The sequence below is a fragment of the Streptomyces termitum genome, assembly GCF_014650175.1.
Lineage (GTDB): Bacteria > Actinomycetota > Actinomycetes > Streptomycetales > Streptomycetaceae > Streptomyces > Streptomyces termitum.
Genome location: NZ_BMUL01000007.1, coordinates 63,340 through 83,279 on the forward strand (window position 1 = coordinate 63,340; position 19,940 = coordinate 83,279).

The following is a 19,940-nucleotide window of genomic DNA, read 5'->3' on the forward strand; positions in this document are numbered from 1 at the left end:
CACCGGACAGGCCCTAGTCGTGCCGGCGCCAGCGCTCCTCGACGGTGACCGAGCGCAGACGCCAGCCGTCCGCCGTCCGGAGCGCGGTGAAGGCGTACCGTCCGCCGCAGACGAAGTCCTCGCCGGAGGCCGTCCGCATCGGGTTGACGTAGTCGGCGCGGACCTCGGCCGCGTCGCCCGGGGCGGCCCATCCGGCCGCCCCGCTGAAGGTCACCCGCCGGTTGACGATGAGGTGCTGGCGTACGGGGAAGAGGGTCATCGTCGCGGCCAGCCAGTCGGCCATCTCGGCCGCGGGCCCCTCCGCCCCGCCGGAACCGGAGTAGTCCGCGCGCCCGTCGCGGGTGAACAGGGCCCGGTAGGCGGTCCAGTCGCCGTCGTCCACGGCCGCCGCGTACCCGGTGATCAGGTCGTCGATGGCGAGCCGGTCCATCACGTTCGCGAGGTCCACGCGCTGCGTCATCGCCTCAGTGTCGGACAGCGGGCGCGCGGAACCAAGGGGCGGGACGCGGGGGATCGCGCACGGGACACGACGGGGGAGGGCCCGCACGGTCTCGGCCGTGCGGGCCCTCCTCGGTTCCGGTCGCGGGCGCCGGGTCAGCCGGCGGACTCGCCCGCGTGGGGGCTGAGGACGCCGAAGCCGACCAGGGCGAGGATCACGATGCCGAGCAGGATGCGGTAGACCACGAACGGCATGAAGCTCTTGGTGGTAATGAAACGCATGAACCACGAGATCACGGCGTATCCGACACCGAACGCGACGAGCGTCGCGAAGATCGTCGGGCCCCAGGAGACGTGCCCCTCGCCCGCGTCCTTCAGCTCGAACACGCCCGAGGCGAGGACGGCGGGGACGGCGAGGAGGAAGGAGTAGCGGGCCGCCGACTCGCGGGTGTAGCCCATCAGCAGACCGCCGGAGATCGTCGCGCCGGAGCGGGAGACGCCCGGGACGAGGGCCATCGCCTGGCAGAAGCCGTAGATCAGGCCGTCGCGCACGCCGAGGTCCTTGAGCGTCTTGCGCTCGCGGGCCACCCGGTGCCGGCCGCCGGCCTCGTCGCGGGCGGCCAGCCGGTCGGCGACGCCGAGCACGACGCCCATCACGATGAGGGTGGTGGCGATGAGGCGCAGGTCGCGGAAGGGGCCCTCGATCTGGTCCTTGAAGGTGACGCCGAGGACGCCGATCGGGATGGAGCCCACGATCACCAGCCAGCCCATCCGGGCGTCGTGGTCGGAGCGCATCGCCTTGTCCGTCAGCGAGCGGAACCATGCCGTGACGATTCTGCCGATGTCCTCGCGGAAGTAGATGAGGACGGCGGCCTCGGTGCCGATCTGCGTGATCGCGGTGAACGCGGCGCCGGGGTCCTGCCAGCCCGCGAAGGCCGCCGTCAGGCGGAGGTGCGCGCTGGAGGAGATGGGAAGGAACTCCGTCAGCCCCTGGACGAGTCCCAGGATGAACGATTCGAACCAACTCATGGGGCTTGGGCCGTCCCGTATGTACGTGTGCGGTCAGTGGGTCGAGCGCAGGCTACCGCCCGAAGGTGACCGGGAAGTGATCAGAAGGCGTCTTCCGGCCCTGTCGCCGTCCACCCCGGCGCGCGCACGTCCGCGCGCAGTTCGGCGGGGTCCGCCGCGCCGCCGCAGTGCCCGCAGACCACGACCGGGGCGAGGGCCTCGCCGCAGCAGTGCTCCAGGACGAGGGGCCGGGCGCCGGGGTTGAGGTGCCGGTCGCCCCAGTCCATCAGGGTCAGCAGGACCGGCTGGAGCTCCCGGCCGGCGGGCGTGGCCCGGTACTCGTACCTCGGCGGACGCTCGCTGTACGGCACCTTCTCCAGGATCCCGGCCTCGACGAGGCGGCAGAGCCGGGCGGCGAGGACGTCGCGGGGCGCCCCGGTGTTGCGGACGAGCCGGTCGAAGCGGTGCACCCCGAGCGACACCTCGCGCAGCACCAGCAGCGCGTACTTCTCGCCGACCAGCGCGAGCGCGTCGGCTATGGAGCAGGGGCGGGCTGCGGCCTTCATGGACCCAGGGTAACCGTCCCCGGAACGGGAGGGTTTGGGACGTCTGCGCCCGATCGGGAGGGGCGGCGCGGGCCGGGCGGGACTTTCCGGGCGCGGCCTGGGCCCTGCCCGGCGGATCTTCGCGGGCCCACGAAGATCCGCCGGACAGGGCCCAGGGCGTTTCTTTCGGATCAGGCCAGACCCCGCGAGCCTGGCCTGATCCGAAAGAAATGCCCTAGGCGGCGGCCACGGGCTCCCGGTCGGCCGGGGCGGGGGCGGCCGGGCGGCGCAGGGCGTGCCGCTTCCGCCAGGCCACCACCGCCCCGCCCAGCACGGACAGCGCGATGAAGCCCGCCGAGATCAGGAACGCCGGGGAGCCGGGCTCGCCCGCCCGCGCCCCGGCGACCACATAGGCCGCCGTGTTCGGGACGGTGCCGATCGCCGTAGCGAGGAGGAAGGGGACGTATCCCATCCGGGAGACCGCGGCGCAGTAGTTGGCGGCGGCGAACGGCACGCCGGGGAAGAGGCGGATCGCCAGCATCGAGCGGAAGCCGTGCCGGCTCAGCTGCCCGTCCGCCGCCTGCAGCCACCGTCCCTTGAGCAGCGGCCGCAGCGCGTCCTGGCCCAGGACCCGGCCCAGCGTGAAGGAGATGCCCGCGCCCAGGACCGTCCCCGCGACCGCGGCCGTCAGCCCGGCGCCGGAGCCGAAGAGGGCGCCCGCCGCGAGGTTCAGCACCGGGCGCGGCACGAACGCCGCCGTGCACACCCCGTACGCGAGCCCGAACAGCAGCACCGCGCCCGCGCCGCCTGTCTGCGGCCAGCCCGAGGAGAGCAGCCGCTGTGGCTCGTAGAGGACCACGAGGGTGGCGGCGGTCAGCAGGACGAGGGCGAGCAGTGAGAGCCGCGACCGGGGCGAGAGCAGGGCCCGGGAGCAGCGGACGGCGAACGGGTCCGTCGGCCGGGGCACGGGAGCGAGCATCCGGGGAGAGTAACGGACACCTTCGTATGATCGCCGTAATGTACGCCATGTCCTTTCCGGGGAACCGGCGGGGCGCGCCTCCGGTCGCCCGGCCGGAACCGACCCCGCCGGAGCGGCCGTGAGCACCCCCGACCTTCCCGATCCCGCCGCCGATCCCGCCGTCGGTGCCGCCGCCGTCGGTGCCGTGCCTCCCGCGAGCGACCTGGCCGACACGGTCCTGGAGCGGCTCACCGCCGTCTACCCCGCCGCCGGGAACCCCTTCCGGGCGCAGGAGATGGTCGCGTACATGAAGGGCGTCGCCCCCTTCCTCGGCATCCGCACGCCCGAGCGCCGCGCCCTCTCCCGCACCGTCCTCGACGGCCTCCCGCGCCCCGCCGAGCGCGACTGCGCCGCCGTCGCGCTGCGCTGCTTCGCGCTCCCCGAGCGGGAGTACCACTACTTCGCCGTCGACTACCTCCGGCGGCACGTGAAGCGCTGCTCCTCCGGCTTCCTGCCCGTCGCGCGCACCCTCGTGACCACCGTCTCCTGGTGGGACACCGTCGACCACCTCGCCGCCCACGTCGTCGGCGGACTCGTCGCCGCCGATCCCGCGCTCGCCCGCGCGATGGACGCGTGGATCGACGACGCGGACCCGTGGATCGCCCGCACCGCCCTCCTCCACCAGCTGCGCTTCAAGGACGCGACGGACGCCGGCCGGCTCTTCGCGTACTGCCTCCGGCGCGCCGCCGACACCGACTTCTTCCTCCGCAAGGCGATCGGCTGGAGCCTGCGCGAGTACGCCAAGACCGCCCCCGGAGAGGTACGGGCCTTCGTCGCCGACAACCGGTCGCTCTTCTCGCCGCTCTCCGTCCGCGAGGCGCTCAAGCACCTGTGACCCACCCCGCCGTACGCGCCTCCGGGGCGCCGCGCGAGACTCCGACCCACTCGGATCGCCCCGCCCGCTCCGGCCGTGCGGGGCGATCCGAACCACTGGGGCCGACCACGGCCGTGACGACGAGAGAGGGGACGCACATGGGCGATCGCACAACGGAGGACGTACCGACCGGACGGACGGCACTGGTGCTCGGAGCGGGCGGACTCGTCGGCGCCGCCTGGGAGGCGGGCATCCTCCACGGCCTCGCCGAGGCAGGTGTGGACCTCTCCGATGCCGACCTCGTCATCGGGAGCTCCGCGGGCGCCGTCGTCGGCGCGCTCCTCGCCTCCGGCACCGTCACCCCCGCCGAGCTGTACGCGCGGCAGACCGACGGCGCGGACACCGAACCCGCCGTCCGCTTCGGCGCCGGCACCCTGCTCCGCTACACCCTCGCCGTCCTCACCTCCCGCACCCCGGAGGCGTACGGCCGCAGGCTGGGCGGGCTCGCCCTGCACGCCCGCACCGTCGACGAGGCCGTCCGGCGGGCGACCGTCGCCGCCCGCCTCGGCGACGCCACCGCCTGGCCGGCCGCGGGCCGCCTGCGGGTGACGGCCGTCGACGCGGTCGACGGAACGCTCACCGCCTTCGACGGCGGCCAGGACGGCGTCGGCCTGGTGGACGCGGTCACCGCGAGCTGCGCCATCCCCGGCGCCTGGCCGCCCGCGAGCCTCGCCGGGCGGCGCTGGATCGACGGCGGCATCCACTCCACCGCCAACGCCCACCTCGCCGCGGGCTGCGCGCGCGTCGTCGTCATCGCGCCCACCGCGATGGGCAACAAGGTCGTCCACGCGCCCGCCCGGCAGGGCGCCGCCCTCGCCGCCGCCGGGGCCCGCGTGGAGGTGATCACCCCCGATGCGGAGGCCAAGGCGGTCATCGGCGCCCGCGCGCTCGACCCCGCCCAGCGGGGCGCGGCGGCCCGCGCGGGACGCGCCCAGGCCGCCGCGCACGCGGAGGCGGTCGCCGCCGTGTGGGGGAGGCCCGCAGAGGACCGCGACTGACACCGTTCCTGTGCGGTCGCACAAGACAGGGGCGGCACAATGAGGGGGTGAACGAGCAGATCCCCGTCCTGCGCGAGGTCGACCACGGCACCGCGCGCCTCATGCCCGACGTGGACCGGGAGCGAGCCTGGCTCCTCACGGTCGACGGCGCGCCGCAGTCGTACGTCGACCTCGACGCCCCCGACCACCTGGAGTTCGAGTACGCGCGCCGCCTCGGCCACGTCGCCGACACCGCCGCCGCCGGGGGCGCGCCCCTCGACGTGCTGCACCTGGGCGGCGGCGCGCTGTCGCTGCCCCGGTACGTCGCCGCCACCCGGCCCGGCTCCCGGCAGGACGTGGTCGAGGCCGACGGCGGACTCGTCGCGCTCGTCGCCGAACACCTGCCGCTGCCGGACGGCTCCGGTGTCACCGTGCACACGGCGGACGCGCGCCGCTGGCTGGAGGCGGCCCCCGCCGCCTCGGCCGACCTGATCGTCGGCGACGTCTTCGGCGGCTCGCGCGTCCCGGCGCACCTCACCTCGCTCACGTACGCCCGCGAGGTCCGGCGCGTCCTGCGGCCGGAGGGGATCTACGCGGCGAACCTCGCCGACGGCGCGCCCTTCGCCTTCCTCCGCTCCCAGCTCGCCACCTTCGCCGCCGTCTTTCCCGAGCTGGCCCTGATCGCCGAACCGGCGGTGCTGCGCGGCCGGCGGTTCGGGAACACGGTGCTGGTCGCCTCCGGCACCCCCTTCGACCTGCCCGGCCTCGCCCGCCGCGCCGCCGGGGACGCCTTCCCCGCGCGGGTGGAGCACGGGGAGGCGCTGGCGCGGCTCATCGGGGACGCGGTCCCGGTCGCCGACGCGGAGGCCGTGGCCTCACCCGTTCCCCCGGAGGGAGCCTTCGGCATCGGCTGAGGCGGGCTCCGTACCGGCCGCCCGGCCCGGCGCGGGCACGCCGTCGAGCGCCGGACCGCCCTCGGCCGTCGGCTCCCCGTGGGACCGGCGGGTCATGTTCCGTACGTCCGGCACGAGCAGGACGAGGGCGGTGACGAGGGTCATCAGCGCCGCCGCGCCCCACAGCGAGGCCGTCCGGCCGAACGCGTTCTCGGCCGGTCCCGCGAGCGCGGTGGACAGCGGCAGCAGCGCGGTCGAGCCGAACCAGTCGTAGGCGGAGACCCGGGACAGCTTCTCCTCCGGGATCTCCTGGTGCATCGTCGTCATCCAGGAGACGCCGAAGATCTCCATCGCCACGCCGCTGACGAACATCACCAGCGTGAGGCCGACGGCGTGCAGCGGGACGGCGAGCGCCGCCGAGGGCAGCGCGATCGGGAAGACGCCGAGCGTGCCGACGAGGAGCATCCGGCGCGGCTTCCACCGGGTCATCAGGACCGCGCCGGCGACCGTGCCCACGCCGTACCCGGCGAGCGCGATGCCCCACGGCCGGGCCCCGCCCAGCTCGTCCCGGGCGACCAGCGGCCCGTACACCGCCTCCACCGCGCCGATGAGGGCGACCACCACCGAGAACTGGGCGACGATCGACCAGAGCCACGGCCGGCCGATGAACTCCTGCCCCCCCTCGCGCAGGTCGGAGAGGAGGCCGCCGCCGGGCTTGCGGTCGGGGATGCCGCTGACGTCGAGGAAGGCGCGCAGCGAGCCCGCCACCGCGAACGCGGCGGCGTCGACGGCGAGCACCCAGCCGGGGCCGACGAACGCGACGAGGGCGCCGCCGAGCGCGGCGCCGCCGATGCCCGCGCCGTGCATCGCCATCCGGTAGAAGGCGAAGGCGCGGCTCGCCTGCTCGCCCGTGACGCTGGACATGAGCATGCCCTCGGCGGCCGGGTTGAAGAACGCCTGGCCGGTGCCGCAGAGACCGGTGAGGACCATCATCTGCCAGAGCTCCGCCGTCCCCGAGAGGACCAGCGCGGCGAAGACCGCCTGCGAGACGAAGTTGAGCGCGTTGGCGGCGACCATCACCCGGTGGCGGGGTATCCGGTCCGCGACCGCGCCGCCGATGAGGAGGAAGAGGACCAGGGGCAGGAAGCGCGCCATCGCCACCATCCCCACGTCGCCCGCGTCGCCCCCGGACTCGAAGACGGCCCAGGTGGTGGCGATCAGGGCGCCGTTGGCCCCGAGGCTGGTCACGATGGTCGCGGCGGTCAGCAGGACGTAGTTGCGCCCGGCCCACTCGGGGCGGGTGCGGCGGGGTGCGGCGGCGGGTCGGGTCACCCCGGGACTATCCCCGCCGCCGCCCCTTCCTGCCAAACCGATTAGCCGGAGGTCCGGGCCGCCGACCGGTGGGCGGGCCGGCCGGCGGCCCGGCGGGTGACCTGGACCGGAGGCCCGGACGGGTGGCCCGATGAGCGTGGCCGGGCCGGTGGCTCGGACCGGTGGTCCGGGCCGGTGGGTCAGGAGCTGTTGCTGAGGCGGACGGTGGAGAGGATCTTCTGGATCGTCGCGTCCGGGATCTCGTCCTTCACACCGGCGGCCGTGTAGAGCACGAAGGTGGAGTAGTCGCCCTTCGCCGTGATGAAGGTGAAGGCGAGCGACTTGCCGTCGGTCTCGCACTTGTTGCGCTTCGTCACGTTCGGCGCGGTGGCGGTGGCCATGCTGCCCTTGAGGCCGGACTTCGTGGTGTACGGCTGGGCCTGGCTGATCTTGATGGACTTCTCCGGCATGTGCTGGGCGTACGCGCCCCACACCCAGGTGCCGGCCTCGCCGCGCGCCGCGGACGCGGTGTCCTTCGCGCCCTGGCCGCCCTTGGTACCGGCGCTGGCCAGGCCCCACGTCTCCGGACGGCCGTTCTTGTCCGAGTCGAAGGTGCACCACTCGCTCTTGTACTGGGTGGGGCCCGACATCGTGACGAGCGGCATGCCGTCGTTCCGCTTCTCGTCCTCGACGCCCACGCTCATGCCGGGCTTCAGGACGTCCCACTCCGGCGGTACGTCGAAGAGGGTGCCGTACTTGGGATTGTGGACGACCTTCCAGCCCGGGATCGTCGGCTTGAAGTCCTCGCCGTCGCGCGGGTTGTCGAGGCCGGTCGAGGGTGCGCCGGACGGTTCCGGCGCGGCGGAGGCCGAGCCGGTGCCCCCGGCCGGGGGCGTGGAGGAGGTGCCGGTCGACGGCTTGCCGGCGACGGGCTCCTTGTCGTCGTTCTTGTTCAGGAGCAGGAAGCCGGTCACGCCCGCCGCGACGACCACGGCCGCCGCGGCCACGATCGCGATGAGCTTCGTCTTCTTGTTGTTGTCACCGCCGCCGCCCGGTCCCTGCGGCGGGAGCGAGCCGGGCACCTGGTACTGCGGCACGGTCGGCTGCTGGTACGGGTTCGGCTGCGCGTATCCCTGCTGCGGGTAGCCCTGGCCCTGCCCCTGCTGGGGGTAGCCGGGCTGCGTCGGGTACCCGCCCTGCGGCGGCTGGCCCGGCTGACCGGGCTGTCCCGGCGGCGGCGGGTAGCCGCTCTGCTGCGGGAACGCCGGCTGCGTCGGCTGCTGGTACGGGTTCGGCTGCTGGTACCCCGGCTGCTGGTACGGGTTCTGGTTCTGGTCCTGCGGGTTCTGCTCGCCCCCGGGCGGCTGCTGTCCTGGCCACATGGGCCGTAACGATAGAGGGGCGGAGCCGGACGGGCCACGGCCACCCCGTCGGAACGGGTCTGGCCAAGGAATCTACTCGTGGGTAACATTTCGGTCCATGAGCGCAGACCAGATGTCCGTCGGCGAGATGCTCGCCGCCACGGTGCCCATGGCCGGAACCCTCAACCTGGAGTTCCTGGAGACCACCGCCGAGCGCGCCGTCGTGCGCCTGCCCGACCAGCCCGCCTACCACAACCACGTGGGCGGCCCGCACGCCGGAGCCATGTTTACCCTCGCCGAGTCCGCCAGCGGCGCCATCGTGCTCGCGGCCTTCGGCGACCAGCTCGGCCGCGCGGTCCCGCTGGCCGTCAACGCCGAGATCGCGTACAAGAAGCTCGCCATGGGCGTCGTCACCGCCACGGCCACCCTCGGCCGCCCCGTCGCCGACGTCGTCGCCGAACTCGACGCCGGACAGCGCCCCGAGTTCCCGGTCCGCATCGACATCACCCGCGAGGACGGCGCCGTCACCGGCGAGATGACCGTCCTGTGGACCCTGCGCCCCAACAACCCGGCGTAACCCCCTCCTCCGGTCAACCCGGCGTAACCCCTCCTCCGGTTCGTTTCCGGGACCCGTTCCCGCCGCCCCCGCACCCCCCTTCGGGTGCGGGGGCGGCCGCGTTCCGGGGCGGTGCCCCGGAAACGGGCGGGCCGTCGCCCACACTGCGGACAGGAGCCGGGGCGGCGCCGCCCCCGGGGCCGTATGCGTACGCCTCCGTACGCACCTGCGCCTGCGACCGTGCGAAGGAGCCGCCGCGTGCCCGACGAGACGACGTTCCCCGACTTCGACCCCGGCCCCGGCTCAGGTCCAGGCCCTGGCCCCGATGCTGCTCCCGGCCTCGATGCTGGTGGCTCTGGTCCCGCACCCGGTTCGTCCGGCCAGGACCCGGCGCGCGTGCGGTTCGCGCGGCCGACTCTGGCCTCTCATGCCCCTCAGTCCACCCAGGTCACTCGGACCCCCTGGACCGCCCGCGTCACCCGCGTCGCCCGTGCCCCCCGCGCCCTCCGGGCCCTCCGGGCCACCAGGTCCGCCCGCACGGCCAAGCCGTCCCGCCGGGCCCTGCTGCTCGCCCTCACCGGCGGGGGCGTCCTCGCGACCGCGACCGCGTTCGCTCGGGGCACCGCCCAGGCGGCCCCGCCCACCGCCCCGCCCGCGTCAACCGCCGCGACACCGTCACCCTCCGAGGGAATCCCGCACGGCACCCGCACCGACGCGCTCCTCGCGCGGCTCACCCTCGACGAGAAGGTCTCCCTCCTCCACGGCGCCCCCGACCCGGCCGGCCTCGGCCAGGCCGGACACGTCCCCGGCGTCCCCCGCCTCGGCATCCCGCCGCTGCGCCTCGCCGACGGCCCCGCCGGAATCCGGGTGCACCGCACCGCCACCGCGCTGCCCGCCCCGGTGATGCTCGCCGCCGCCTTCGACCCCGGCCTCGCCCGCGCCTACGGCCGCGTCCTCGGCCGGGAGGGCCGGGCCCTCGGCCAGGACGTGCTGCTCGCCCCCATGGTCAACCTGATCCGCACCCCGTACGCCGGCCGGAACTTCGAGACCTTCTCCGAGGACCCCCTCCTCAGCGCCGACCTGGTCGCCGAACTCGTCCGGGGCGTCCAGGCCGAGGGCCTCGTCGCCACCGTCAAGCACTTTGCCCTCAACAACCAGGAACGCGACCGCGACTCCGTCGACGCCCGCGCCACCGCGCAGACCCTGCACGAGACCGAACTGCGCGGCTTCGAGGCGGCCGTCGAAGCCGGTGCGGGCGCCGTCATGGCCGCGTACAACAAGGTGAACGGCGTCCACGCCGCCGAGAACGCCGACCTGCTCACCACCCTGCTGCGCACGCGCTGGGGCTTCGACGGCTGGGTGATGAGCGACTGGGACGCCGTCCACACCACCGCCGGCGCGCTCGCCGCGGGCCTCGACATGGAGATGCCGGGCGGCGCCCGTTACGGCGACCCGCTCCGCGAGGCGGTCCGCGCGGGCCGCGTCCCCGAGGCCGCCGTCGACCGCGCCGTGCGCCGCGTCCTCTCCGTACGCGAACGCCTCGGCCACCTCGACGCGGAGCCGCCCGCCCGGCCCGAGCGCGACGCCGCCTCCGGCGCGCGGCTCGCGCTGCGCGTCGCGACCGCCGGGGCGACCCTGCTCCGCAACGAGGCCGGGGCCCTCCCGCTCACCGGGCCCGCCGCCCGCTCGCTGGCCGTCGTCGGCCCCACCGCCGCCGTCCCCTTCGTCAGCGGCGGCGGCAGCGCGCACGTCGTGCCCGACGCAGCCGCCCGCCCCCTCGACACCCTCCGCACTCGCGCCGGGGCACATGCCACCGTCACGTACGCGCAGGGCGAGGACCTCTTCGGCCGCCCCCTGCCGCCGCTCGCCCCCACGCTCGACCTCGACGCGGTCCGCGTGCCGGCCGGCGCCACCTGGAGCCGTACCGCCACCCTCACCGCCGACGCGGCCGACGAGTGGACCTTCCTCGTCCACTACAGCGGCACCCGTCCCACCGTCACCCTCGACGGCGCCGAACTCTTCCCGGTCCGCGAGGGCGTCGCCGAGTACTTCGCGGGCGGCCTCCTCGCCGCCGCCCCCGACGGCCTCGCCGTCCGCCGCGTCACCCTCCGCCTCGCCGAGGGCCCCCACGCCCTCGCCGTCACCGCGCGCGGCGGCGACGACGGACAACTCTTCCGGCTCCGCGCGGTCACCGGCGCCGACCGCGCCGCCGACCTCGCCGAGGCCGTCCGGCAGGCGCGCGCGGCCCACGCCGTCGTCCTCTTCGCCTACGAGGACGCCACCGAGGGCCAGGACCGCACGAGCCTCGCGCTCCCCGGCCGGCAGGAGGCCCTCATCGAGGCCGTCGCCGCCGTCAACCCGCGTACGACCGTCATCCTCAACACCTCGTCGGCCGTCACCATGCCGTGGCTGGAGCGCACCGCCGCCGTCCTCCAGATGTACTACCCGGGGCAGGAGGGCGCCGCCGCGACCACCGCCGTCCTCTTCGGCGACGCCGACCCCGGCGGGCGGCTCACCCAGACCTTCCCCGCCGCCGAGGACCGCCATCCGACCGCGGGCGACCCGCGCCGCTATCCCGGCCGCGACGGCGTCGAGGAGTACACCGAGGGCGTCCACGTCGGCCACCGCTGGTACGAGGCGGAGGGCGTCGCCCCGCTCTTCCCCTTCGGCCACGGCCTGTCGTACACGAGCTTCGCCTACGAGGACCTCACCGCCGTCCCCGCGACCGGTCCCGAGGGCGGCGCCGACATCACCTTCACCGTCCGCAACACCGGACACCGGCCAGGCACCGACGTCGCCCAGGTCTACCTCGGCCCCTCGCCCGACCTGGCCGCGCGCGGCATCGACCAGCCCCGCTCGCTGCTCGCCGGCTACCGGCGGCTCGAACTCGCCGCCGGCGAACGCCGCCGCGTCACCGTCCACCTCGCCGCCCGCACCCTCTCCTCCTGGGACACCGCCCTCGGCGACCGTGCCCTCGGCACGGGACGGCGGCATGTGCGGGTCGGCAGGTCGGCCGCGGACCCGGGGCTGCGCACGAGCGTCGAGATCCGTTCGAAATGACCCGGTAGGCTGCCCCGGCGTGCCCGACGCGGGGCACGCCACCGCAGCGGCCCGCGACCGGGGCCGTGCCGCACAACGGGAGGACCCGCGTTGCACGTACAGGAGTGGCTGGAGACCATCCCGGCCGTCGCCATCTACGCGCTGGTGGGGGTGGTGATCGGACTGGAGAGCCTCGGCATCCCGCTCCCCGGTGAGATCGTCCTCGTCAGCTCGGCCCTGCTCGCCTCACAGCACGGCGACATCAACCCGTACGTGCTCGGTGCCTGTGCCACCGCCGGCGCGATCATCGGCGACTCGATCGGGTACGCGATCGGCCGCAGGGGCGGACGCCCCCTGCTCGCGTGGCTGGGTGGCAAGTTCCCGAAGCACTTCAGCGAGGCGAACATCATGCTCGCCGAACGCTCCTTCCAGAAGTGGGGCATGTGGGCGGTCTTCTTCGGCCGCTTCATCGCCCTCCTGCGGATCTTCGCCGGCCCGCTCGCGGGCGTCCTGAAGATGCCGTACTGGAAGTTCCTCATCGCCAACGTCCTCGGCGGCATCCTGTGGGCGGGCGGCACCACCGCCGTCATCTACTCCGTCGGCGTCGTCGCCGAGGCGTGGCTCAAGCGCTTCTCCTGGCTGGGCCTGGTGCTCGCGGTGCTGATCGGCGCCGGCTCCATGCTCATCATCAAGAACCGCGCGAAGAAGGCCGCCGCTGAGGCGGAGGCGGAGCGGCAGCGGGAGCACCCGGAGCGGGAGGCCGCTGCGCCGAGCGGGGCGAACGCGCCGAGCTGACCGCACCGGCCCCGCCGACCCGAGCGATCTTGTGCGAGCGCACACACGGAGGGCGGCACTCGGAAGTGATTCCGGGCGCCGCCCTCCGTCATGCGCGCCGCCCTCTGTGCGGTCGCACAAGGAGCGGCGGGGGAGGCGATCAGTCCTCGTACGCCTCGGCGTGCTTCTTCGCCAGGTGCAGGTACATCTCGGCGTTGAGGCGGATGCCCGCGCGCTCCTCCTCGGTCAGCGGTCGGCGCACCTTGGCGGGGACGCCCGCGACCAGCGAACCGGGCGGCACCTCCATGCCCTGCGGCACCAGCGCCTGCGCCGCGACGAGCGAGCCCGCGCCGATCCGGGCGCCGTTGAGCACGGTCGCGCCCATGCCGACGAGCACGTCGTCCTCGATCGTGCAGCCGTGCACGGTCGCGTTGTGCCCGACCGTCACCCGGTCGCCGATCGAGACGGGAAAACCGGGGTCGACGTGGATGGTGCTGTTGTCCTGGATGTTCGAGTCCTCGCCGATGACGATCGGGCCGCAGTCGGCGCGCAGCACCACGTGGTACCAGATGTTGGCGCGGGCCCCGAGCGTCACTTCGCCGAGCACCACCGAGGTCGGGGCCGTGAACGCGGTCGGGTCGACGTGGGGCTCCTTGCCGCCGACGGCCTTGATCAACGCCTCTGCCATGGGGTCACTCCTGAGGTCCGTACGGCCCGTGCGGCCGTGGGGTGTCGCGCCTTCCGTCTGTCTGCCCGCACCCTATGCCGAGCCCATGACGGACATCACAGGGGACCGCACTGACCAGGCCCGACGCCGCGGACTACGGTGTCGAGGTGCCCAAAAACGGAAACGTGTTCTCTTCTCTGACCGCCTGGCGGCGCAGGGCCGTCGCCCACGCCATCCAGGGCGGCTGGCGCTGGGCGCAGCAGGCGGGAGCGGTGACCGCCGAACACCCGGGGAAGCTGCGCTTCCGCCGCTTGGGCAACGGCACAAGGCTGGCCTTCCCGCAGGGCACGGTCTTCGGCGAGCCGTGGATCGAGATCGGCGAGTGCTGCATCATCGCCGAACAGGTGACGCTGACCGCCGGCATGCTGCCGGGGTACGACCTCGGCACGGAGACGGTCCTCACCCTCGGCGACGGCGTCGTGCTCGGCCGGGGCAGCCACGTCATCGCCGACACGACCATCACCATCGGCTCGGACACGTACTGCGGCCCGTACGTCTACATCACGTCGACCAACCACAGCTACGACGACCCGCACGAGCCCATCGGCCGCCAGTGGCCGCGTTCCGAACCGGTCTCGATCGGCCCCGGCTGCTGGCTGGGCACGGGGGCGGTCATCCTTCCGGGCGCCAGGATCGGCCGCAACGTCGTGGTCGCGGCGGGCGCCGTGGTCCGCGGCGAGGTCCCGGACCACTCGGTGGTGGCGGGCGCCCCGGCCAGGGTCGTACGCCGCTGGGAGCCCGAGCGCGGCTGGCAGCCGCCGCTCCGCACCCCCGCCCCGAAGCCCATCCCGGACGACGCCACCCCCGAACAGCTCGCGGCCCTCGCGGTCTGGGAACTCGCACAGGAAGAGACGCCCGCCCGAGCCGCAGCGACACCGGAAGAACCCGCCGGCGCGTCAACCTCCTGAGACCGCCTCACCCTTCACACCGCCCACGGCGAACAGAAAGAAGAGAAAGAAGAAGGGGTACGCCCCCGGTCCCGCTGCCCCGCTGTGTCGCCGGCGCCGCCGCGCGGTCAGCCGCCCCCGAAGTCGACGAAGCCCCACAGGAGGGCGGTGGCCAGGGCGAACGCGGCGGTCATGGGGTCCTCGCGGGCGGGTGTGGGCGGAACGGGGCAGTACAGTGCAGTGCACGATCGGGTACACCCCACCGCAGTTCAGTCTATTGAACCGAGTCATCCAGAATATTGGACGGAATGTGTCGGACCTCGACCAGCTGACCCAGTCTCTCGCCCGCAACCTCAAACGCTGGCGCAACGAACGGGGCTTCACCCTGGACGCGCTCGCCGCCCGGTCCGGGGTCAGTCGCGGCATGATCATCCAGATCGAGCAGGCCCGGACCAACCCCAGCGTCGGCACCACGGTGAAGCTGGCCGACGCGCTCGGCGTCTCCATCACCACGCTCCTCGACCACGAGCAGGGCCCCCACGTCCGGCTCATCCCGCCGGAGCAGGCCGTCCGGATGTGGTCCACCCCGGCCGGCAGCCACACCACCCTCCTCGCGGGCACCGAGGCCCGGGGCCCGCTCGAACTCTGGTCCTGGACCCTGATGCCGGGCGAGGGCAGCGCCTCCGACCCCCACCCGCAGGGCACCACCGAACTGCTGCACGTCGTCGCCGGTGTGCTCACCCTCGTCGTCGACGGCGCCGAGCACGCCGTTCCCGCCGGCACCTCCGCCGTCTTCGAGGCCGCCGCCCCGCACACGTACCGCAACGACGGCACGGAGCCGGTCGAACTGACCATGGCCGTCTCCGTCCCGCCCGCCCGCTGACCCGGCTCTCCGCTTCCCGCCCGCACCGGAGGGGGAGGGAAGCGGACCTTGGGCAACCGCACACCGGCCGTTCGCCCGCACACCGAGACGGGCGACCGCGCGGCGGCGGGGAGCGACTAGCGTGACGCGCATGCGCGCACCCATCGGAGACTTCGACGAGGCCCGGCCCGCCCCCGACTGCCTCGACCTGCTCACCCCGCCCGTCGCCGAGGCGGTCCGGACCTGGACCGGCCCCGTACCGGCCGACCAGATCCTCTACGTCGACACCGACCCGGCCATCGCCGACACCGCCGTCTTCGTCGAGCACCACGGTGCCGACCTCCTCGACGCCTCTGCCAACTGCGTCGTCGTCGCGGGCAAGCGCGGCGAGACGGTCACCCTCGCCGCGTGCGTGGTGAGGTCCGCGACCCGAGTCGACGTCAACGGCGTGGTCCGCAAGCACCTCGGCGCGCGCAAGGCGAGCTTCGCGCCGATGGACACCGCGACCGGCGACAGCGGCATGGAGTACGGCGGCATCACGCCCCTCGGCCTCCCCGCCGACTGGCCCCTCCTGATCGATGCCACCGTCGTCGACACCCTGTGGGTCCTCATCGGCAGCGGCCGTCGCCGAGGCAAGATCATCATGCCGGGCAAGGCATTCGCCCAACTTCCCGGCGCGGTCGTCCTGGAGGGCCTGGGCATTCCGACCGCCTGAACACGCGGCCGTGTCCGGTCGGTGACCGTCCGAACGGTCACCGACCGGACACGGCCCGGTTACAGCATCAGCCCAGGCGCGGGATCTCGATGGCGGGGCAGCGATTCATCACCATGTCCAGACCCGCGTCCGTCGTCCGGGCACAGGCGGCCTCGTCGACGACACCGAGCTGGAACCACACGGCCTTCGCGCCGATCTCCCGCGCCCCGTCGGCGACCGCGCCGGCCAGCTCGCTGTTGACGAAGACGTCCACCACGTCGACAGGGAAGGGAATGTCGGCGAGCGAGGCGTACCCCTGCTCGCCGTGGACGGTCTCCGCCTTCGGGTGCACGGGAACGATCCGTTTGCCGAAGCGCTGGAGCACGGCGGCCACTCCGTACGCGGCCCGCCCCTGGTTCGAGGAGAGGCCCACGATCGCCCAGGTGTCACCCGGCCCCGTCAGGATCCGGCGGACGGTCTCCTCCTCGGAACGCTCGGTCGCCTCGGTGGCCGTGGTGTCGACGCTCATCCCTGCTGCCCTTCCTTCTCTGCCATACGTACGAGCCCGCGGCACTGGGCCCGTGCACAGACTCCGCGCACGGACCTTCCACGCGGACTCCCCTTGCGGGGCTTCCTCCGTTACGAACCTCCGGCGCCGCGAGATCCTTCCCGCAAGGGCATCTTGTGCAGATGCCCTGCCGCGCTCCACGTGTCCGGAACGCGCGAGACCGCGGCGGCCGGATCAGCCGTCCCAGGCACGCCGCTCGTCGTCCCGAGGAGCCGGCACCAGCACCGGGGCACCGGGACCGAAGGCCATCACCGGCCGTTCCCCGTCCCACGCCCGCCACCCCGGATCACCCTCCGCCGCGAACGCGACCCACGCCGCGTGCATCGCCGCCGCCAGCTCGCGCGGCGCGTCCGGACCCGTCATCGCCCGCGCCTCCGGCGTGTGCAGGGTGTCGAAGACGAAACCGAGCTCCAGCGCGTGGCAGGCGCCCAGCCCGAGCACCGGCGACGGCCAACCGAACTCGTACAGGTACGTACGGCCCGCCGCCCCCGACCGCAGCCGCGCGTCGGCCATCCGGTTCAGCGGCACCCGCAACAGCTTGTCGGTGGCGAGCGCCCCGAGGAGTTCGCCGGGGCGCGCCCCCAGCCGGTTCGCCCGGTACACCCGCGCGGTACGGGACGGCACCCGCGTCTTCCACAGCGCGAGCCGCAGCAGGAACGGCGACAACCGCTCGACGAGCCCGCTCGGCACGAACCAGAGCCGGTACTCCTCCGACGTCGTCCCCATCAGCAGGTCCACCCCGGCCCCGTCGACGCCCCGCCCCTCCGCCGGCACGCCCCCATGGGCCCCGAGTGCCTCCGCCGGATTGCGCGGCAGCACGTCACCGTCCACCATCAGCTGGAAGGAGTGACCGCCCGTCAACGGGGAGCCCTTCGCCGTCACCTCCGTCTGCGCCGTCAGCAACCGCTCCCGGTCCACCGCCGCGAACGCCTCCGCCGTCGCCGCGACCCCCAGCCGCTTCGCCACCGCCTCCGTGGTCCGCCGCGCCCGCTCCCGCGACAGCGCCATCGGCGCGCCGCTCTGCACCACCGCCCGCCGGAACAGCCCCCGCGCGAGCGGCGAGGCGAGCAGCGCCGCGATCGAGATGGCGCCGGCCGACTCGCCGAACACCGTCACCCGCTCCGGATCGCCGCCGAAGACCGCGATGTTCTCGCGCACCCATACGAGCGCGGCGATCTGGTCGCGCAGCCCCAGATTCGCGGGCGCGTCGGGGAACACCCCGAACCCCTCCACCCCGAGCCGGTAATTGACGGAGACCAGTACCACTCCGTCGCGCGCGAACGCGGTCCCGTCGTACACGGGCACCGCGTTCGAACCATGGACCAGCGAACCTCCGTGGATCCACACCATCACCGGCCGACCGCCCCTGCTTCCGTCCCCGCCCGCTCCGATGTCGGGACCGGCGGGTCCCCACGGAGCCCAGACGTTGACGTTGAGGCAGTCGTCACCCTCCACCACCGGGTCCGGCAGGAGCGCGTCGAGCGGTGGCGCGTACGGACGCTTCGGCGCCGTCGCCCCGAACTCCGCCGCCCGCCGCACCCCCTCCCACGGCTCCACCGGCTCCGGCGCGCGGAACCGCCGCGACCCGAACGGCGCCCGCGCGTACGGAACGCCCAGGAACCGGGCCACACCGTCAACCGCGAACGCCCCACTCACCCTCCCGGAAACGAGGACGGCCTCGGGCACCCCGCTCTCGGCCCCTCCGTCCCGTCCACGCTCCGGCTCCAGGTCCCACGCCGTCATGACTGCGTCACCACGTCCTTCCATGTCGGTATCCAGAGCAGGGACAAGCGGGAGAAGGACAGCTCAGGAACCGGGCTCGACCAGGGCGCGCTTGAGGACCTTGCCGGTCGGCCCGAGCGGCAGCGCGTCGACGAAGCGGACGATCCGCGGGTACTTGTGGCGGCCGAGCCGCTCCCGCGCCCAGCCGATCAGTTCGAGTTCCGTGACGGAGTCGGCGCCGTCACGCCGCACCACCACCGCGCACACCTCTTCACCCTTCGCGTCGTCCGGGACGCCGATCACCGCGACCTCCGAGACCGACGGGTGACGGACGAGGACCTCCTCGACCTCGCGCGGATAGATGTTGAAGCCGCCGCGGATCACCAGGTCCTTCTTCCGGTCCACGATCCGCAGGAAACCGTCCTCGTCCCGCACTCCCAGGTCGCCGGTGCGGAACCAGCCGTCCACGACCGCCGCGGCCGTCGCCTCCGGGTCGTCGAGGTACCCGGCGAACACGTTGTGCCCGCGCACCACCACCTCGCCGACCTCACCGTCCGGCAGCAGACGCACCTCGCCGTCGACCGCCGCGTCGGCCACCCCGACCTCGACACCCCACACCGGATGCCCGACCGTGCCGGGGCGGCGTCCCAGGTGCGGCTGGTTGAAGGTAGCGACCGGTGACGTCTCCGTCAGGCCGTACCCCTCCAGGACCTGCGTCCGGAACGTCTCCTCGAAGCGCTCCAGGACGGCCACCGGCAGCGCCGCGCCGCCCGAGACCGACGCCCGCAGCGCCGCCGGTCGCCGACTCGACGCCGCCGCGGCCTCGACCAGCGCGTGGTACATCGTCGGCACGCCCATGAACACGGTCACGCCCTCGTCGGCGAGCACGTCCAGCGCCGCCGGCCCGCTGAACCGGGGCATCAGGACGAGCGTGGCGCCCTGGCGCAGCGTTCCGTTCATCGCGCACGTCTGCCCATAGCTGTGGAACAGCGGCAGACAACCGAGAACGACGTCACCGGCCCCGAGCCCGAGCAGGTCCTGCGAGGTCACGGTCGCGTTCATGACGATGTTCAGATGGGTCAGCCGCGCTCCCTTGGGACGGCCGGTGGTACCGCTCGTGTAGAGGACGACCGCCGTGTCGGACGGCTCGGCCGGCTCCGGCGCGTCCAGCGGGCGCGCCGCCGACGGAGCACCCTGGAAAGCCCGCACACCCGCCGCCCGCGCCGCCTCGTCGGCGACCGCCCACAGCGGCCCGCCGCTCACGATCGCGACCGCGCCACTGTGCTCCAGCACAAAACGCACCTCATCGACGACCAGCAGCGCGTGCACCGGAACCACCGTGGCACCGGCCGCCAGCGCCCCGTAGTAGACCTGGAGGAACTCGACGGTGTTGGGCAGCAGCACAGCCACCCGATCGCCCGGCTTCACCCCCGCCTCGCGCAGCCCGGCGGCGCAGCGCAGCGCCGCGTCCCACAGCTCGCGATAGGTGAACCGGCTCGCGCCCTCGACGACCGCGATCCGATCGGGGAAGTGGCGGGCGGACTCGCCCAGCACACCGGCGACGCTCAGTGACATGGCACGCTCCAGAGACGTGGAGTTGACGGCAGTGTCAACATTCCGTGACGAGCCACGGAAAACTGTGACACTGCACAGAATCCGTCGCGGACCCCCTGGAACACCATGTGC

19 protein-coding genes are annotated in these 19,940 nt (G+C 73.9%); 9 read left to right on the forward strand and 10 right to left on the reverse strand.

Annotated elements, in window-relative coordinates; all coding sequences use genetic code 11:
* Positions 1 to 13 precede the first annotated feature (13 nt).
* The 4 genes from IE219_RS15165 to IE219_RS15180 form a co-directional block, all read right to left on the reverse strand.
* Positions 14 to 460: a nuclear transport factor 2 family protein gene (locus IE219_RS15165; RefSeq protein WP_189977448.1), complete on the reverse strand. Its 447-nt coding sequence runs from the start codon at positions 458 to 460 to the stop codon at positions 14 to 16.
* Positions 461 to 594: 134 nt separating this feature from the next.
* Positions 595 to 1,467: an undecaprenyl-diphosphate phosphatase gene (locus IE219_RS15170; RefSeq protein ID WP_189977449.1), complete on the reverse strand. Its 873-nt coding sequence runs from the start codon at positions 1,465 to 1,467 to the stop codon at positions 595 to 597.
* 80 nt (positions 1,468 to 1,547) lie between these two features.
* Positions 1,548 to 2,012, reverse strand: coding sequence for a winged helix-turn-helix transcriptional regulator (locus IE219_RS15175; RefSeq protein ID WP_189977451.1), 465 nt, complete (start codon positions 2,010 to 2,012; stop codon positions 1,548 to 1,550).
* A 214-nt stretch (positions 2,013 to 2,226) separates the two neighbouring features.
* A complete protein-coding gene (locus IE219_RS15180; protein ID WP_189977454.1) occupies positions 2,227 to 2,970 on the reverse strand; it encodes a TVP38/TMEM64 family protein in 744 nt (247 codons plus the stop codon).
* 184 nt (positions 2,971 to 3,154) lie between these two features.
* On the opposite strand from IE219_RS15180, the gene IE219_RS15185 reads away from it, so the two are divergent.
* From IE219_RS15185 to IE219_RS15195, 3 genes are all read left to right on the forward strand, one after another.
* A complete protein-coding gene (locus IE219_RS15185) occupies positions 3,155 to 3,844 on the forward strand; it encodes a DNA alkylation repair protein (RefSeq protein WP_229849796.1) in 690 nt (229 codons plus the stop codon).
* 137 nt (positions 3,845 to 3,981) lie between these two features.
* Complete coding sequence (locus tag IE219_RS15190) at positions 3,982 to 4,881, forward strand: patatin-like phospholipase family protein (RefSeq protein ID WP_189977458.1); 900 nt, start codon at positions 3,982 to 3,984, stop codon at positions 4,879 to 4,881.
* A 47-nt stretch (positions 4,882 to 4,928) separates the two neighbouring features.
* Complete coding sequence (locus IE219_RS15195; protein ID WP_189977460.1) at positions 4,929 to 5,774, forward strand: spermidine synthase; 846 nt, start codon at positions 4,929 to 4,931, stop codon at positions 5,772 to 5,774.
* Here the strand turns inward: IE219_RS15195 and IE219_RS15200 are convergent.
* Together IE219_RS15200 and IE219_RS15205 are read right to left on the reverse strand one after the other, a co-directional pair.
* On the reverse strand, positions 5,736 to 7,085 hold the full coding sequence (locus IE219_RS15200; protein WP_189977462.1) for an MFS transporter: 1,350 nt from the start codon (positions 7,083 to 7,085) through the stop codon (positions 5,736 to 5,738). The two genes, IE219_RS15195 and IE219_RS15200, sit on opposite strands and share 39 nt — an antisense overlap.
* 179 nt (positions 7,086 to 7,264) lie before the next feature.
* Positions 7,265 to 8,446, reverse strand: coding sequence for a DUF8017 domain-containing protein (locus tag IE219_RS15205; RefSeq protein ID WP_189977464.1), 1,182 nt, complete (start codon positions 8,444 to 8,446; stop codon positions 7,265 to 7,267).
* A gap of 97 nt (positions 8,447 to 8,543) precedes the next feature.
* On the opposite strand from IE219_RS15205, the gene IE219_RS15210 reads away from it, so the two are divergent.
* The 3 genes from IE219_RS15210 to IE219_RS15220 all read left to right on the forward strand — a co-directional run bounded on the left by IE219_RS15210 (position 8,544) and on the right by IE219_RS15220 (position 12,815).
* Positions 8,544 to 9,002 (forward strand): DUF4442 domain-containing protein, encoded by a 459-nt coding sequence (locus tag IE219_RS15210; protein ID WP_189977466.1) that lies wholly within the window; start codon positions 8,544 to 8,546, stop codon positions 9,000 to 9,002.
* Between the two features lie 375 nt (positions 9,003 to 9,377).
* Complete coding sequence (locus IE219_RS15215) at positions 9,378 to 12,041, forward strand: beta-glucosidase family protein (RefSeq protein ID WP_229849774.1); 2,664 nt, start codon at positions 9,378 to 9,380, stop codon at positions 12,039 to 12,041.
* A gap of 90 nt (positions 12,042 to 12,131) precedes the next feature.
* Positions 12,132 to 12,815, forward strand: a complete 684-nt coding sequence (locus IE219_RS15220; protein WP_189977470.1) for a DedA family protein — start codon at positions 12,132 to 12,134, stop codon at positions 12,813 to 12,815.
* Between the two features lie 139 nt (positions 12,816 to 12,954).
* On the opposite strand, the gene IE219_RS15225 is transcribed toward IE219_RS15220, so the two are convergent.
* Positions 12,955 to 13,482 carry a gamma carbonic anhydrase family protein gene (locus IE219_RS15225; RefSeq protein WP_189977472.1) on the reverse strand — a complete coding sequence of 176 codons (528 nt, stop codon included), beginning with the start codon at positions 13,480 to 13,482 and terminating at the stop codon, positions 12,955 to 12,957.
* Positions 13,483 to 13,628: 146 nt separating this feature from the next.
* Between IE219_RS15225 and IE219_RS15230 the strand changes: the two genes are divergently transcribed.
* The 3 genes from IE219_RS15230 (at position 13,629) to IE219_RS15240 (ending at position 15,985) form a co-directional block, all read left to right on the forward strand.
* Entirely contained in the window at positions 13,629 to 14,429 is an 801-nt protein-coding gene (locus IE219_RS15230) for an acyltransferase (protein WP_189977474.1), read from the forward strand.
* A gap of 289 nt (positions 14,430 to 14,718) precedes the next feature.
* Complete coding sequence (locus IE219_RS15235; RefSeq protein ID WP_189977476.1) at positions 14,719 to 15,291, forward strand: helix-turn-helix domain-containing protein; 573 nt, start codon at positions 14,719 to 14,721, stop codon at positions 15,289 to 15,291.
* A gap of 130 nt (positions 15,292 to 15,421) precedes the next feature.
* Positions 15,422 to 15,985, forward strand: a complete 564-nt coding sequence (locus tag IE219_RS15240) for a YbaK/EbsC family protein (RefSeq protein WP_189977478.1) — start codon at positions 15,422 to 15,424, stop codon at positions 15,983 to 15,985.
* A 67-nt stretch (positions 15,986 to 16,052) separates the two neighbouring features.
* On the opposite strand, the gene IE219_RS15245 is transcribed toward IE219_RS15240, so the two are convergent.
* The 3 genes from IE219_RS15245 to IE219_RS15255 form a co-directional block, all read right to left on the reverse strand.
* Entirely contained in the window at positions 16,053 to 16,493 is a 441-nt protein-coding gene (locus IE219_RS15245) for a CoA-binding protein (protein WP_189977480.1), read from the reverse strand.
* A 213-nt stretch (positions 16,494 to 16,706) separates the two neighbouring features.
* Positions 16,707 to 18,275 carry a carboxylesterase/lipase family protein gene (locus tag IE219_RS15250; protein ID WP_189977482.1) on the reverse strand — a complete coding sequence of 523 codons (1,569 nt, stop codon included), beginning with the start codon at positions 18,273 to 18,275 and terminating at the stop codon, positions 16,707 to 16,709.
* A gap of 63 nt (positions 18,276 to 18,338) precedes the next feature.
* Positions 18,339 to 19,829 carry a long-chain-fatty-acid--CoA ligase gene (locus tag IE219_RS15255; protein ID WP_189977484.1) on the reverse strand — a complete coding sequence of 497 codons (1,491 nt, stop codon included), beginning with the start codon at positions 19,827 to 19,829 and terminating at the stop codon, positions 18,339 to 18,341.
* Between the last annotated feature and the right edge of the window lie 111 nt (positions 19,830 to 19,940).